14 protein-coding genes are annotated in these 15,804 nt (G+C 50.1%); 6 read left to right on the top strand and 8 right to left on the bottom strand.

Translation table 11 applies throughout. The features are described 5' to 3' along the window. Together AC0QH1_RS21135 and thrS are read right to left on the bottom strand one after the other, a co-directional pair. Window positions 1-173: DUF4058 family protein (locus AC0QH1_RS21135; RefSeq protein ID WP_324633297.1), on the bottom strand; the 173-nt coding region annotated here is incomplete at its 3' end. A 133-nt stretch (window positions 174-306) separates the two neighbouring features. Continuing rightward, window positions 307-2,133, bottom strand: a complete 1,827-nt coding sequence (gene thrS, locus AC0QH1_RS21130) for a threonine--tRNA ligase (RefSeq protein ID WP_324633295.1) — start codon at window positions 2,131-2,133, stop codon at window positions 307-309. Between the two features lie 561 nt (window positions 2,134-2,694). Here thrS and AC0QH1_RS21125 point away from each other — a divergent pair. After that, window positions 2,695-3,012, top strand: a complete 318-nt coding sequence (locus AC0QH1_RS21125; protein ID WP_324633294.1) for a DUF2605 domain-containing protein — start codon at window positions 2,695-2,697, stop codon at window positions 3,010-3,012. Window positions 3,013-3,170: 158 nt separating this feature from the next. Further along, window positions 3,171-3,491 (top strand): DUF2973 domain-containing protein, encoded by a 321-nt coding sequence (locus AC0QH1_RS21120; protein ID WP_324633293.1) that lies wholly within the window; start codon window positions 3,171-3,173, stop codon window positions 3,489-3,491. Window positions 3,492-3,781: 290 nt separating this feature from the next. Here AC0QH1_RS21120 and AC0QH1_RS21115 read toward each other — a convergent pair whose 3' ends face one another. Beyond that, a complete protein-coding gene (locus tag AC0QH1_RS21115) occupies window positions 3,782-5,107 on the bottom strand; it encodes an MFS transporter (protein WP_324633292.1) in 1,326 nt (441 codons plus the stop codon). 267 nt (window positions 5,108-5,374) lie between these two features. Here AC0QH1_RS21115 and AC0QH1_RS21110 point away from each other — a divergent pair, with 267 nt between their 5' ends. Further along, window positions 5,375-6,370 (top strand): DMT family transporter, encoded by a 996-nt coding sequence (locus tag AC0QH1_RS21110; RefSeq protein ID WP_324633291.1) that lies wholly within the window; start codon window positions 5,375-5,377, stop codon window positions 6,368-6,370. 407 nt (window positions 6,371-6,777) lie between these two features. Then, a complete protein-coding gene (locus tag AC0QH1_RS21105; RefSeq protein WP_324633290.1) occupies window positions 6,778-8,730 on the top strand; it encodes a CocE/NonD family hydrolase in 1,953 nt (650 codons plus the stop codon). Between the two features lie 200 nt (window positions 8,731-8,930). On the opposite strand, the gene AC0QH1_RS21100 is transcribed toward AC0QH1_RS21105, so the two are convergent. Beyond that, window positions 8,931-9,158, bottom strand: a complete 228-nt coding sequence (locus tag AC0QH1_RS21100) for a hypothetical protein (RefSeq protein WP_324633289.1) — start codon at window positions 9,156-9,158, stop codon at window positions 8,931-8,933. A gap of 318 nt (window positions 9,159-9,476) precedes the next feature. Further along, complete coding sequence (pyk, locus tag AC0QH1_RS21095) at window positions 9,477-11,258, bottom strand: pyruvate kinase (RefSeq protein ID WP_324633288.1); 1,782 nt, start codon at window positions 11,256-11,258, stop codon at window positions 9,477-9,479. Between the two features lie 260 nt (window positions 11,259-11,518). Between pyk and crtR the strand changes: the two genes are divergently transcribed. Beyond that, the gene (gene crtR / locus AC0QH1_RS21090) at window positions 11,519-12,424 is read left to right on the top strand and encodes a beta-carotene hydroxylase (protein WP_324633287.1); all 906 of its coding nucleotides are present in this window, start codon (window positions 11,519-11,521) and stop codon (window positions 12,422-12,424) included. A gap of 94 nt (window positions 12,425-12,518) precedes the next feature. Here the strand turns inward: crtR and AC0QH1_RS21085 are convergent, their stop codons facing one another. From AC0QH1_RS21085 to sppA, 3 genes are all read right to left on the bottom strand, one after another. Further along, window positions 12,519-12,677 (bottom strand): hypothetical protein, encoded by a 159-nt coding sequence (locus AC0QH1_RS21085; protein WP_324633286.1) that lies wholly within the window; start codon window positions 12,675-12,677, stop codon window positions 12,519-12,521. Further along, window positions 12,674-13,078: a chorismate mutase gene (aroH, locus tag AC0QH1_RS21080; RefSeq protein WP_442957350.1), complete on the bottom strand. Its 405-nt coding sequence runs from the start codon at window positions 13,076-13,078 to the stop codon at window positions 12,674-12,676. The genes AC0QH1_RS21085 and aroH overlap by 4 nt, the downstream gene beginning before the upstream one ends. An 83-nt stretch (window positions 13,079-13,161) precedes the next feature. Further along, window positions 13,162-13,977 (bottom strand): signal peptide peptidase SppA, encoded by an 816-nt coding sequence (sppA, locus tag AC0QH1_RS21075; RefSeq protein WP_324633285.1) that lies wholly within the window; start codon window positions 13,975-13,977, stop codon window positions 13,162-13,164. A gap of 459 nt (window positions 13,978-14,436) precedes the next feature. On the opposite strand from sppA, the gene AC0QH1_RS21070 reads away from it, so the two are divergent. After that, complete coding sequence (locus AC0QH1_RS21070; protein ID WP_324633284.1) at window positions 14,437-15,552, top strand: DMT family transporter; 1,116 nt, start codon at window positions 14,437-14,439, stop codon at window positions 15,550-15,552. Window positions 15,553-15,804 lie beyond the last annotated feature (252 nt).

Genomic DNA, 15,804 nt, shown 5'->3' with positions numbered 1-15,804 from the left:
AAGCTATCATTTCCCGCCATTTCATACACCCGCTTTTCAATCGCCACCCGATATTTGGGGCGCAGTTGAGGCACTAACGATTCTAGAAGTAAGCTAATTAGCAAGTGATGAACTTCCGGCCAAAAATCCGGCTGTTCTAAATAGGGATTCATTCCCGGAAAGGGTGAAGGCATGGGGTAAATTCCTCATTGAAAAAACGATATGTAGGGTAGGCATTGCCTAAAGGTTTCCACATAACTCTTTAGCTGTGGAGAGCCAACCCACCCTACTCTACTTCTAGTCACCAGGGTATGAGCGATCGCCCGATTAGAAATTAACGCGATCGCGGTTTGCTTTTGCCATTTTTTCCACCGCTTCGGTGACGGGCATCGCTCCCAATTCACCGCCCGCGCGGGTGCGAATGCTGAGAGTTTGCGACTCTGCTTCTTTAGCACCAACAACCGCCATCACGGGAATTTTTTGTTTTTCCGCCGTGCGAATTAACTTGCCCAGACGTTCCCCACTGGTATCCGCTTCGGCGCGAATTCCCGCCCCCCGCATTTGATTGGCCACCTCTTTAGCAAAGGGCAAAAACTCATCGCTAACCGGCAGCAATCGCGCTTGAATTGGCGCTAACCAGAAGGGGAAATCCCCGGCATATTCTTCAATCAAAATCCCGATCAAGCGTTCCAGGGAACCAAATGGCGCGCGGTGAATCATCACCGGACGTTTGCGGGTACCATCTTCGGCCACATATTCTAATTCAAACCGTTCTGGCAAATTGTAGTCCACCTGAACTGTTCCCAACTGCCATTCGCGATCGAGTGCATCCCGGAAAATAAAGTCGAGTTTCGGGCCATAAAATGCCGCTTCTCCCGGGGCTTCAAATGACTCCATTCCCAACTGTTCCACCGCGTGACGGATGGCATTTTCGGCCTTATTCCATGCCTCGTCCGACCCGATATATTTATCCGATTCCGGATCGCGGAAACTCAACCTAGCTTGGAAATTTTTCAGTTGCAAACTCTGAAAGACCGACAGGATTAAATCCACCACATTCAGGAATTCGGCCTCGAGTTGGTCCGGGGTAACAAACAGGTGAGAGTCATCCACGGTAAACCCGCGCACCCGGGTTAAACCGCCGAGTTCGCCAGATTGTTCGTAGCGGTAGACGGTACCGAATTCTGCCATTCGCAGGGGTAAATCGCGGTAAGAGCGCAACTCGCTTTTATAAATTTGGATATGAAACGGGCAGTTCATCGGTTTGAGGACAAATCCCCGTTCGTCTGCAGCGGCGTCGGGATCTTCTGCCATCATCGGGAACATATCTTCTTGATATTTTTGCCAGTGTCCCGAGGTTTTAAACAGGTCGATTCTGGCAATATGAGGGGTGACGACACCGAGATACCCGCGCTTGACTTGTTCTTGTTTGAGGAAATCTTCCAGCAGACTCCGCAACACCGTCCCTTTCGGCGTCCACAAGGGCAATCCCGGTCCTACGGGGTCGGAAAAGACAAACAATCCCAATTCTTTCCCCAGTTTGCGGTGATCGCGTTTGAGGGCTTCTTCTTTGCGGCGCTTATATTCTTGCAGTTGCTCTGGGGTTTCCCAAGCGGTCCCGTAAATGCGCTGTAGCTGTTGTTTGGCGGAATCTCCGCGCCAGTAAGCGCCGGCGACGCTTTCGAGGTCGATCGCCTTCGGGTGCAGTTCGGCAGTGCTTTCTAAGTGCGGACCGGCACATAAATCCCACCATTCTTCGCCGAGATGGTAGATGGTAATCGGATCCTCTTTGATATCGGCTAGGATTTCGAGTTTGTAGGGTTCTTGGATTTCTTTTATTCGTTTTTCGGCTTCTTCGCGACTGACTTGTTCGCGAATCACGGGCAGTTTGCGATTGATGATTTTAATCATCTCTTTTTTGATGGCTTTGAGATCCTTTTCCGTGAAGGGATCGGGAAGGTCAAAGTCGTAATAGAAGCCATAGTCAATCCAAGGCCCGATGGTGACTTGGGCTTTGGGGAAAAGCTTTTGCACCGCCATCGCCATTACGTGGGAGGCGGTGTGGCGAATCTTTTTCAGTTTTTCCGATTCGCTGGTACGCGGTAAATGGATTTTGTCTGCTTGTACTTCGGACGCAGGAGAAGAGTTAGGCATCGGCTGTTTCTTTTAATGGTTGGTTCTTGTTTGTTGTTCTTTTTATTTTAAAGGTTCGTTTGCTTTTTTGGGGACTTATTTTACAGAAAAGGTTTGAAAAGCGATCGCGCTTGGGTTTGGGGAAATTGGCGATCGCGGTATTTGAGCAATGCTCCATCAATTATTTGTTCTCGATTCTTTATTCTTAATTCTTAATTGCCCACTTGGCAGGGTTTTGCTGGCGTTGCTGGCGCGCAAAGCGGTTGTTGCTGTTTCTGGAGTCGGAGGTTGCGCCTCCTCTATGGGTTCCCAGACCGATTCTGTAAAACGAGATTATTACCATATTTTTGGGTAAATGTCAAGGGTCATGGGGTTGAATTGGGATGGAATTGACCGGCTAGAAGTGGGGGCGGATGTGGCGATCGCCTCCTGATGGCGCTTGCTGTCTGTGATGGACTTTCCCCAGGTTTTTGTTGCTACGCTGCCTTTTCTCGGGGCAAAAGCTTGAAAAAAATGCCGCAAAATGTTACGATTTGTAAAGTAAGTTAAAATTAGCCTAGCTTTGTTACCGAATTTTCAAGTATGCTAAATCCAAATCTCCCAGACCCAAACTTGCTGAAGACCGTGCTGGAGCCACTTTTAGAAGATTTCCAGTATTGGTTTGCCCGATCGCTGACATTGCTGGAAAATGAGGACATCTCCTTTTTAGGACGGGACGGGCAAGCGGACTTGGTGTCCCGGTTGCAAACCGCCCAGCAAGAAGTCAGCACGGCCCAGATGCTACTGAAAGTCACCGATGGTCAAGCGGGGGTAGAAATGGAAGTATTGATGCCTTGGCACAAGCTGCTGACCGAATGCTGGCAAGTATCGATGCGGTTTCGCAGGGAGAATTCAGTCTAGCGATCGGCAGGGGTCACAGTTGAAAAAAGCGACCCCAAATATTAAATTAAATTGCAAGTCAAGGCGCGATCGGCGCATTGTCTTGACAATTTAACAAAAAATTTTGTTTAAATCAAATCAAATTACACATTTGGCTAACTGCCCCGGAGGTTCTCGTTATGTTGCACCTGCTTTACATTTTAGCTTTTACCGTCCTCGCATTTTTGGCGGTGGGAAATTTGATTCGTTCTTTAGTCACCCTCAGTAGCGAGTCGAGAAACTATCCCCCCGCAAGATGGAATCAAGGCGCGCCCAATTCTCCCCTGGCGCAGTACAATCGCCGCACTCCCCACCCCGAATTGCTCGATGCTTCGGGCAAAATTGTCAACGAACCCCTGATGGTAATGAAATCCATGACGGTGGATGATGCGCGAGAACGCTTAGACGCCCTTTACGATTCTTCTCCCGGTAATTCTCCGGAAAATAGCGACCAAACCTAATCAATTGCAAAGGAAAAATTTTAGATTCTCCACCCTTGGCGCATCTAAAGTTTGAACCCCAAAAAAATGCTCCCTGCCGGTAACGACATTCGTTCACCGGCTTTGATGTTTTTGGGGAAAATTTCTCATCCAATTGTCATGGAGATTGACAACAGCATGTGTGGTGGCCATCAAAAAACCAACAAAGCGGGTAATTGCAATCGCGCCTGGGCAAAAAAAGTCCAACTAAGCGGAGTCATTCTGTTGAGAGGGATTCCTCTAGATGCCAGAGAAATTCCCCCTTCACGAATCTACCCCCCACCGCCAAACATCGGCGAATTTTTGGCTTCTTTCGCTTTCTCCACATCCACCAAATAAAGCAACACCAATCCCGTGACAAAAAACACGATAACCGAAAGAATTGCCACCCGGTTGCTTCCCGTAAACAATCCAATCAGAGAAAAGGACAGCGGCCCGAGAATGGACGAACCTTTATTGAATACCGAATAAAAGCCATAAAATTCTGCGGAAGCGTGGATGGGAATCATTGCGCCATAGAAAGAACGACTGAGTGCTTGGGAACCGCCCTGCACGATACCGACCACAGCACCCATAATAAAATATTCGATCGCCGTAGTCAAAAAGTAGGCATAAATCACCACAACTGACCAACCAAGCAAACTAATCATTAAAGCTTTTTTCGCCGTCACTTTTTCCGCCAGTTTGCCAAACCCTATCGCCCCAAAAACGCTGACAAATTGAATGAATAGCAGGGTTAACATCAATTGCGTGTTAGAAAGATTAATTTCTTCCTTGCCATAAATGGTGGCCATTGCCACCACGGTTTGGATGCCATTGTTGTAGAGCAAATAGGCAATTAAAAATCGCAATAAATGCTGAAAGCGTCCCACTTTTCTTAGGGTCACTACCGTGCGAGTAATGCCGACTTTGGTATAGGCTAGCCAGGGGGGTAAATGACGATATTCTTCCGGTAAAGATTCCAGGGGCGGTTCTTCTTTTAAATAGGCAAAGGTAATCAGAGAAAATCCACCCCACCACAAACCGGCCATTGCGATCGCGATTCGGACGGCTTGTTCTGTAGAAATCCCCACCCATTCATGTCCCGCGACTAAACCGAGGGATAAAGCAAGCTGAAGTCCGCCGCCTACATAGCCAAAAGCAAAGCCTTGACCCGACACCCAGTCGATTTTATCCTCAGAAGTAATTTGCGGCAAAAAAGCATCGTAAAAAATATTAGCTGCCACAAAACCAATCTGGGCGATAATAAACAAAACCATCGTCCAGAGGATATCGCCAGAGCGAGAAAAAAACAGTAAAACTGTGGCCAAACTGCCGCCGTAGCAGCAAGCCATCATAAACTTTTTCTTGGCAGCAGAAAAGTCAGAAATTGCCCCCAAAACTGGGGCGCAAATAAAGACAAAAAATGCCGAAAAGCTGACCATGAATCCCCAGATAGAAGTGGGGGTGAATGTTTGCGAACCGATAGTAATGCCCTCTGGGGCGATCGCAGCGGCAAAATAGGGGGGTAAAAGGGCAACCACCACGGTGGTGACATAAGCAGAGTTGGCCCAGTCATACATCACCCAGCCCAAAATTTGCTTGTTATTGTCGAACATAGTCTCTGTTTGCAGATAGATTGGTCTATTCTAAACTAGAAGCGTCACGAGTCCGGAACCAGACGATTCAATCAAGGTTCATGCAATGGGTAATTTTCTCTCAAGGCATTTGCAAAAAAAATAACATGAATGGAATGCGATCGCCGAGGCTATTATTGAGGTTCAGGCAAATTTTATGGCGATCGTCTGCACCCAAATCTAGATCGTTCCCCCTCCAGAGAGGGAAACCCCAAACTATCAACCTCCTACACTATACCCTGGAGCAATATGCTACCAATTGCTGCACAAATATCGAATTTATTCTGCAAAATCCCGGGACGCACTTATTTACTGCTCGCGATCGTAATTTTTGCTACGGCAAATTCCGTGTTGCGAAAGTTAACCGAATTGGGCGCAAACCATTTAATTGACGGCAGAAATCCCATTTCCTTTTGCAACGTTTTATTCGCCGGCAATCTCTGCGCCGTTTTAGTTTTAATCTTAATCTACGGGAAACAATGGACGCCGCAAACCCTGCGACAATTGTCCTGGAGTGATTGGGTGGGTTTGTCGGGCGTTGCGTTGCTTTCCGGTGCGTTAGCGCCCGCTTTAACCTTTATGGCCCTGGACTTGACAATGGTTAATAACGTGATATTAATCGGACGCATCGAGCCGCCTTTAATTTTAGCCTTGTCCGTGTTGATATTGCGAGAACGAGTCAATCCCTGGGTGGTGGCGGGGGCAGTTTTTTCATTTATTGGGGTAATTTTGACCCTCCTGATTCCCGAACCGGGAGAAAAAATGCTAGAAATGGGAATGGGCTTTAATCTGGGAAAAGGAGAATTGATGGCCGCCGGGGGAGCGATTTCGTTAGCCGTATCCACGGTTATCAGTAAAGTGAAGCTGCGGCAAATTTCCCTAGCAATTTTTACTATTTTTCGCACCGGAACCGGACTGGTGGTATTTTTCGTCATTGTGTTTAAACTGTTTGGTCCGAGTCATTTTATGGATGTTTTTGCCCCCTTTGTGTGGCAGTGGATGATTTTGTATGGCGCGCTCATTGTGGTGGGCGGTCAACTCTGTTGGTTTCAAGGGTTAAAAAAAACTGGGGCATCGGATGTGTCTCTGGCGAGTTCTTTTAGCCCGATCGCCGGCATATTAGCCGCCTATTTGATTTTAGGCGAAGTGCCTACATTGCCTCAATACATTGGCGGCAGCATTATTATCCTCGGCATCATTTTAAATCAAATTGGAGTGCAGAAAAAAACGGCTCATTTTCATTAATTATGCAGATTTTTTCGATTTTTAGTTGGCAGTCAAAGTTTATTTTTTGACAGTAAAAGTAGGTGGATTTAACGATAAAAGACGAGTAAAATTATAAAAATATAGCGGGTTTTGTAGAGAGATGAAATTACCTGGTTACTGACCTATGGTAGAGCGCGCCAGAGATTGTAAATGACTGTATGTTGGGAAAATTAAGTCATTTTTCGTTGCTAAAATCGAGAAACGAGCCGATGGGATGCTGATGGGGTAGGTGTCCTGAGATGGGGGATTCAAGGTTGAATCGGATAGGTGGCTTAAATTTTTTCAGGTTGTTAAGGTTTAAATCGGATAAAAGTATGGGTAGCAAGTGCCAAGAGAAATCAACCGGGAAACATCGAACCCCACGGTATAGAATTCGGTGGATTTTATTGACAGGGTTATTTAGTTTAACGCTGGTACTGACATTATTTGTTGGGAGTTCCACCGCCAGAGAAGCGGTGGTAAATTTGCCATTTTTCTCCCAGGGGATGGCAGTAGGAGAAGAGGCATCCGGGGTTTATCCGAGAAACCAGGCGCTTTATGTGACCATGCGAGATGGGGTGAAAATTGCGATCGATGTATGGTTGCCGGAGAATCTGGGTGAGGGGGAGAAAATTCCGGCATTAATGCGGTTGGATCGGTATTGGCGTTCGATTGGATTTATGGGGTCGCCGCTGCAGTTCGATCCGAATTATCAAGAAGCGACGATTGCCAATCAGGAGGGGTATGGGTTGGTTCTGGTGGATGTGCGCGGTAGCGGTGCGTCATTTGGGACGCAACCGCATCCGTGGTCTGCGGAAGAAATCCAAGATTATGGAGAGATTGTGGATTGGATTATCGAGCAACCGTGGTCGAATGGGAAGGTGGGAAGTTATGGAATTTCGTATGGGGGAAATGCTACGGAGTTTTTAGGGATATTGAATCATCCGGCAGTGAAAGCGATCGCGCCGAGGTTTAATGATTTTGACCCTTACACGCAACTGGTATTTCCGGGGGGTATTTTTAACGAATGGTTCGTGCGGCAGTGGAGTGAAAACAGCAAAATGCTCGATGCCAATGACCAAGATTTTGTGTGTTTGATGGAGGAGTTCAAAGGGGAGACTTGTGAAGGATTGAAAGCGATAATTACCGGGGTCAAACCGGTGGATGGGGACACGGAGGCGAAATTGCTAAATGCGGCGATTCGAGAGCATCGGGAGAATGAGGATATGTATGAAGCGGCGCAGCAAATTACCTATCGGGACGATGAATTTGGGGAGAGTGGGGCGACGATCGCGGATTTCAGTCCCTATGCGTTTAAAGAAGCGATCGAGCGATCGCAGGTGCCGATGTTGACGGCGGCGAGTTGGATGGATGCCGGCACTGCCAATGGTGCCCTGAGTCGGTTTTTGACCTTGAGCAATCCGCAAAAAGTAGCGATCGGGCCGTGGAACCACGGGGGGAATCGGGATGCGAGTCCCTATCAACCGGTGGACATGTCCGAGGATCCGCCCCTGTCGGAACAAATCGATGGGATGGTAGCGTTTTTCGATCGCTATTTGAAAGATAACCCGGATCCTGGGCCGATGGAGTCTGAAATCGAGTATTACACGATGGGGGAGGAGAAGTGGAAAACCACCAAAGTTTGGCCGCCAGAGGGAATTGTGAAGCAGCGCTGGTATTTTGGGGCAGATAACCAGTTAAGATTGGACAAACCCACTGAACAGAAGGCGGCAGATAATTACCGGGTGAATTTCGAGGCCACCACGGGGACGAATAATCGGTGGCATACCCAAGCGGGGGGTAAGGATGTGATTTACGGCGATCGCGCCGCAGCGGATCGCAAACTCCTCACCTACACCAGTGCGCCCCTAACGAAAGACATGGAAATTACCGGGCATCCGGTGGTGACGCTTTACGTCAGTTCCACGGCCACCGATGGGGCGTTTTACCTGTATTTAGAAGATGTGAACCCCTATGGCGAGGTGTTTTATCTCACCGAGGGGCAGTTGAGAGCGATGCACCGCAAGGTCTCGAATGAGGAGCCACCCTATTGGATATTTGGCCCCTATCATTCGTTTCAGGGACAAGATGGGATGAGTCAAGAGGAGGGAGAGGTGATGGAACTGAGGTTTGATTTATTTCCCACCTCAGTGGCGATCGAGAAAGGACATCGACTGCGAGTGGCGATCGCCGGCCATGATGCCGACACCTTTGCGCGATATCCTGCGGAGGGTACCCCAGAGATTGCGGTGCAACGCAACCGAGTTTACCCATCCCATATTGAGTTGCCGGTGATGAGCGAACCCGCCGAGGAGCGATCGCCTGCTCCCAAGCTTGACAAATTTACTTCAGTATGGTAAGCTAGAGAGCTTTTACTGTTGCGGGTGAAATTTCCCCTTTTTATAAATCCAACTAATGCCATCCGGGTCTTTTTCCTGACTCCAGATCGAGAAATTCGGCTTACTTTTCTGACGCGAGACGCTAGAGGGGTTAATCCCGAAGCGTCTAGCCAGTTGAAGTTGGTTGAGAGGAGGAAGCGCCTGACTGGTGGGGACGCCAGTCAGGCGACTAATTCCCCCATTGATGCCTCCAACCTCGCAATCCGGGTTTCGATCGTGACCAAGCGCTTTTCCAAAGCCGCATTGGGGGCGAGTGGGGTATAGTCAACGTACTCAGCGATCGCGTTGATAATCATTTCATCCTTAGTTAGGCCATCTGCTTTCGCTTTGGCATTGAGTGCGTTAATCAGGCTCTTTGATAGATTCAGATTAAAGTGCTCTTTCGGCATTGCTGTCTAGTTATGTCATCTGGTGAGTGGGTGTTGGTTGATATAGCGCTTGTTCCACGCTCAATCGGGGTTGATGTTAGTTGATATTTTAAGACCAATTCGGCCAATTAGATTAATTTTTTAAGTGCGATTGCAGGTGATTTGCCCAGTTCCACTCCCGAAAACTCCTATTTTATGGAAGAATGAGCGATTTCTTCGTAATAAAAATTCAGTACCTTGGCAGTACATCTGAAGGGGCAGGGGGGGGAGAATTGAGGAAATTGAGAATAGTTAACTTGTGAGTTATGAATTCTAAATTCTTCATTCTCCCGGGGTCGGTTAAGGAGTTAGCAGGGTATCCGTGGGAGAGATAGCGCCCGAGTAAACCAAACCGCGTTCCATATCCATCGTCAGAATTGCCCCTTCGCGAATCAGGCGGGTAGCATTTTCGACACCGACAATCACCGGAACCCCCAAGCGCAGGCCGATCACAGCCGCATGAGAGGTGAGGCTATCCTCCTCAGTAATCACCCCCGAGGCTTTGCGGATGGCATCCACAAAATCGGCGCTGGTACGGGGGGCCACCAGGATTTCCCCGGGACTGAAGTTGCCAATTTCCATCGCCGATTGTGCAACGCGGGCGCGACCGCTCACCGATCCTTGACCGAGGCCGATGCCTTTACCGAGTACGGCGGTGACCACTTCAACTTTAATCAAATCCGTAGAGCCAGAAACCCCTTGGAGAGTCCCGGCGGTCATTACCACCAAATCGCCTTCCGAGAGCAATTCCTTTTCCAGGGCCACATTAATAGCCGCTTGGAAGGTTTGACCGGTAGAGGGCAAATCCAACACCAACAGAGGTTTTACGCCCCAGACCAGTTGAAGCTGTCGCGCCACATCCACATGAGGAGTAATCGCCAGAATCGGAGTTTGGGGGCGGAATTTAGAGACATTGCGTGCGGTGGCCCCGCTTTTAGTCAGGGTCATAATTGCGGCAGAGTCGAGCTGTGAGGCAATGTTAACCACTGCTTGAGAGATGGCATTGGGAATGGAACGATTGCGATCGCGAACCAACCCTTGACCGATCGCTTGGTCGTGTTCGATGCGACAGGCAATGCGAGCCATCGTACCCACCGCTTCCACCGGGAACTTGCCCACAGCGGTTTCATTGGAGAGCATCACCGCATCGGTGCCATCGAGAATAGCATTAGCCACATCAGAAATTTCCGCCCGAGTTGCCCGGGGGCTATTCACCATGCTGTCAAGCATTTGGGTAGCGGTAATCACCGGAATTCCCAGACGGTTGCAGGTGACAATCAGATCTTTTTGGACGATCGGAACTTCTTCAGCGGGAATTTCCACCCCCAGGTCTCCTCGGGCGACCATAATGCCATCGCATAACGGCAAAATCGCCTCCATTTGCTCCACCGCTTCGTGTTTTTCGATTTTGGCAATCACCGGCACGTGCTTGCCGGTAGAGGAAATGAGTTCTTTGATTTCCAGGATATCTTGGGGGTTGCGAACGAAACTGAGAGCCACCCAGTCTACCCCTTGGTCCAGACCGAAGAGTAAATCTTCCCGGTCTTTTTCCGTGAGGGCTGTCACCGAGAGATAAACCCCGGGGAAGTTGACCCCCTTGCTGTTGGAGAGGGTACCGCCGATGATGGTGACGCAGTGGAGTTCTTTCGCCGCGCGATCGATTTTTTCCACGCGCATTTCCACCCGGCCATCGTCCAGGAGGATAGTGGCTCCTTCGGGAACTTCATCGGCCAGAGGTTCGTAAGTGACGCTCGACATATGGCGATCGCCAGGGACTTGACGACTGGTCAAAATGAAGCGATCGCCTTTTTCTAGGTAAATCGACCCCTGTTCGAACCGTCCCAGACGAATTTTCGGCCCTTGCAGGTCTTGTAAAATCCCCACGGGCTGATTGAGTTCAAACGAGGTTTGGCGGATCAGGCGAATGTTGCGCTGATGGTCTTCGTGGGTGCCGTGAGAAAAATTCAGTCGCAGCGTCGTCGCACCCGCTTCTATCAACTCGCGCAGAATCTCTGGCTTACTGGTAGCGGGGCCAATCGTAGCGACAATCTTTGTCCGACGCAGAAATTTTTGCAATTGCATGAACGGAAAATGAGGGTGGTAGAATTACTAGCCCAAGGAGGGTGGTAATTTTTGACGAGCGATCGCCGATGTGACGCAGGCATAGCCGTTGACTGCGTTTTCCCAAGGTAGGGTTGCAGCTACTTTACCATTTAGTGGGAAATTGATAAATAGTCGTTATATCAATCGGCATCATTAGACTGGTGGATTCACAAAACTTTATATTGATAAATGCCTATCGTACATTATGCGAGGATTCGTTGAAAGGAGTAAAGACGACAATGCCCGAGGCGATGCCGCCGAAAACGGTGCCCAAAGAATTGCTCGGACCTCCGGGCGATTTCAATCCGACCTTACTGATGTTTTTTGCCGCACTCGCCTTGGTGGTGCTATCTACCGTAGGTTACTGGTGTCTGCAGTGGCCTGGATGGTGCTGCTTTTTTATCAATGTGGTTGCCCTGCATATGTCCGGCACGGTGATTCACGATGCCTGTCATAATGTGGCGCACCGAGACAAACTGATGAATGCTATTTTAGGTCACGGCAGTGCCCTGATGTTGGGGTTTGCGTTTCCCGTGTTTACCCGGGTTCACATGCAGCATCACGCTAATGTCAACGATCCGGATAACGATCCGGACCATTTTGTCTCCACTGGCGGACCCCTGTGGCTGATTGCGGCTCGCTTTTTCTACCACGAGGTGTTTTTCTTTAAACGACGTCTGTGGCGCAAATACGAGTTGATCGAGTGGTTTTTGAGTCGGTTGTTTGTGGCCACTGTAGTGTTTGTGGCCTGTCAGTACGGCTTTCTGGGCTACATTCTCAATTTCTGGTTCTCCCCCGCTTTGGTGGTCGGTCTGGCCCTGGGGTTGTTTTTTGATTATTTGCCCCACCGTCCGTTTACCGATCGCGATCGCTGGAAAAATGCCCGGGTCTATCCCAGTCCAATTCTCAATATCCTGATTTTGGGTCAGAATTACCACCTGGTTCACCATCTATGGCCTTCTGTCCCTTGGTACTACTACCAGCGCGCCTATCGGGAAACCCAACCGCTGCTCGAGGCCAAGGGGTCTCCCCTGTCTTTGGGTCTGTTGGAAGGCAAGAGTTTTTGGAGTTTCCTTTATGACATCGTTCTGGGGATTCGCTTCCATCACGGTCACAAGGCGGATAAGAAACTGGAAAATGTTTGATAAACAATGGCTCATTTGATTCCAGATTGTTGCCGCCAATCTGTAAGCCACGCATTATTCATGGGGATAGGGGTATTGCAGCCACCCCTATCTGCTATGAAGTTTGATTCGCGATCGCCGCGATCGGACAACCTTGCCCAGGGAAGAGGGCTGTCCCGCCTTCTGGAAACTCCCGGTAAAGCCGATGCTTCCGGATGCGAGCGATCGCCCCTCCCGGTGGTTCGACCCGGGTTTCCCATGACGGGTGGGTCATCTCTCCCCGGCGGGGCTGAAACTCCAATCCGGTCTGAGATTTTTCGCATGACGCAGATAGGGATGATGAATCTGGATATGGTTCGCGGGAAGGTTGACCTGTATTAAAAACCGAATGCAGCGCTCTAGATCTCCTTGGACGTGCATGTGCTGCACGTCCAACAACGGCACGTTTTCCCAGCGGGGACGTTGGCGGGCGATCGCCGCCGGAAAAATAGCATCCAAGTCCCGGGTCACGGAAAAGGTGGCACTGATAATCTGCTCTGGATCTAACTGATTGCGCTGTTCGAGTTCGTCTAACAGTTCCGTGACCGCTTCTGCGATCGCACAAGCCGAATTTTCCGCCGCCGTGGTTGCCCCACGAATCGCCCTAACTCTCCACTCCACGCCAAAATCCTCCATTGTTGTCGTTCGTTTTTGGTTATTGGTTATTTGTTAAATCTGTGCAACTAACCAACAACCAATAACAAATAACAAGTATCTCATTACGGTCGATAAAGCCACAGGGGCTGTCCGCTATGAGATAGCTCAAATTCTAGCCAATTCATACCCCCGGACACTGTAGGAGCAAGCTGCGTGCCGCCCACTAAGCGACTTAACAGGGGTTTGCGTTCTTCTAAGGTGTAACACTCGGTTTTATCCGGGTCAAGACCTGCCAGTTCAGCGGCCCAGCGACGCGCCTCTTCTTCGGTCCCCAAGCGATCGATAACCCCCAATTCTAAAGCTTGCTGCCCGGTAAAAATCCGCCCGTCTGCAAAAGAACGTACCCGGTCTACCTCTAAATTGCGCGCTTCGGCTACGGTTTGGACAAATTGCATGTAACTGGTATCGATCATCTGTTGCAAAATGTCTTTTTCCGGGTCGCTGAGTTCTCGGTCAAATCCCAAAATATCTTTGTATGGGCCAGACTTGATGACTTTGAACGAAACGCCAATTTTGTCCAGGAGTCGTTCTAAGTTATTCCCGCGCAGAATCACGCCGATGCTGCCCGTAATGGTTCCGGGGTTGGCAACGATATGCGGGGCACCCATGCCGACGTACACTCCCCCAGAGGCGGAAATATTCCCGAAACTGGCGACGATGTTGATTTTTTCGCTCAACCGTTTCAAGGCGCTATAGATTTCTTGGGAATCTCCCACCGTACCGCCAGGACTGTCAATCCGTAACAATAAGGCGGGAAATTTTCGCTCTTCTACGGTTTTTAAAGCGTCGAGTATCTTTTTGCGCGTGCTTCCGGCAATCAAGCCGTTAATTTCAATCCGCGCAATTTTCTTGCGAAACTTCTTAAAAGGCCAAATCATGGGCAGTTAGGCAATCTGTTAGTCAATGAGTTAGGTTGCGGCGAGGAGCTGGCGGTCAACCGGGGTGGGGCCACCTCCCACAGCAGGCGGCGTTGGCGATCGTCCCAGGGGCTTGTTGCCCCCGGCGCATGTCTCCCACTTCGGTCATCGTTGTGCTTGGCGGTCAGAATCGATCCCTCACCCCTTTCCATTGTCTTCGATTCTGACCCACTTGGGCGATCGCAACGGTTCGGTTTCCCGCGCCATCATCCGTTTCCCGTTTCCTGCGGACTGTCCCCACCTGCAGAAAACCCCAGCCACCCTCTGACGCCTCCCTCCCGCTCGGTTGGCGTCTGCCTCTTAACAAAAATACATAATTTAGTACAATTAAGCAATAAATCTTAATCATCAACGCCCCTCCCCCAGCACGAAGCACTGCAACCCTAGGGGCGACAATCGCTCAAAACTTCGCAAAAGCTAATGCAATTAAAATCAACAGATTCTCAAAACCCATTTTTCCCCTGGTTGACCATCGCCCCTTTTTTCTTCTGGGGCACCGCAATGGTCGCCATGAAAGCCGCGATCCCTAACACCACCGCTCTATTTATGGCTGGGGTGCGTTTGGTGCCGGCAGGGGTATTGCTCCTGGCTTTCGCCGCCATGCAAGGACGCCCTCAACCGCGCACCCCCAAGGCATGGCTGTGGATCGCCTTGTTTGCCTTAGTCGATGGCGTGATGTTTCAAGGCTTCTTATCTGAAGGCTTAGTCCGCACCGATGCCGGCTTGGGGTCGGTCATGATCGACTCGCAACCCCTCGCTGTCGCTTTGCTCAGTGCGTGGCTCTTTGGCGAAATCATTGGCAAGTGGGGCGCAATCGGTTTGACCCTCGGTATTCTCGGCATCAGTCTCATCGGTTTGCCCGATGCCTGGATTCTTTCCCTCCTCCACGGCCAAATTTCGGCGATTTCTCCCAACTTCGCCACCCTCTTCCAAAATGGCGAATGGTTGATGCTGTTGGCGGCGCTGTCGATGGCGGGAGGCACGGTAATGGTGCGCTTTGTCTCTCGTCACGCCGATCCGGTGGTCGCCACCGGCTGGCACATGATTCTCGGCGGATTGCCGTTATGGATGCTCTCGGCGATCGCTGAATCTGAGCAATGGGTTAATCTAGATCTAACTGGCTCGATGGCTTTGGCATATTCCACCGTGTTTGGCTCAGCCGTCGCTTATGGTCTATTCTTCTACTTCGCCTCGCGGGGCAACCTCACCAGCCTCAGCGCCCTGACGTTTCTGACCCCCGTCTTTGCTTTGCTCTTTGGCAACCTCTTATTGTCGGAAACCCTGTCTCCATTGCAGTGGATCGGCGTTTTCCTGACTCTGGTCAGCATCTACCTCATCAATCGGCGAGAACAACTCTCTTCCCTAACCTGGGCTACCCTGGGGGAAAAACTCGGCTTGTGCGCTAATCCCAGAGCCAGCAGCGAACAGCAGGCTGCCTCTAACGCGGTCAAAAAACCCTTGCAATCCGGCGATCGCCCATCAATGGAGTTCCCGGTGGAAGTTCGCGTCGCCGAGTCAGAATCGGAATGGGTTTAATCCGCGCGATCGCAAAGGCACTCCCCACCAATGGGTAATCTCCTACAGGGGCTATCTGTATGTTATCAAGGGGGTTATAGCCGAGCGCGCCGAGGCTTCACTCTCGGAAAGCAATGGGCTAGCTAGTGGTCATAGTGTCATAGAACCCCAAGGTTTCGATTTCCCACCCCTAATCATGTCAGGGACTCCGTAGAAACCAACCCCATGTCTAAAGCCAGGGGCTTGTACTTCTAACCACCTGACCAGCCTAAA

It is taken from the genome of Phormidium sp. CCY1219 (genome assembly GCF_055795085.1).
This window is presented reverse-complemented; position numbering and strand designations above follow the sequence as displayed.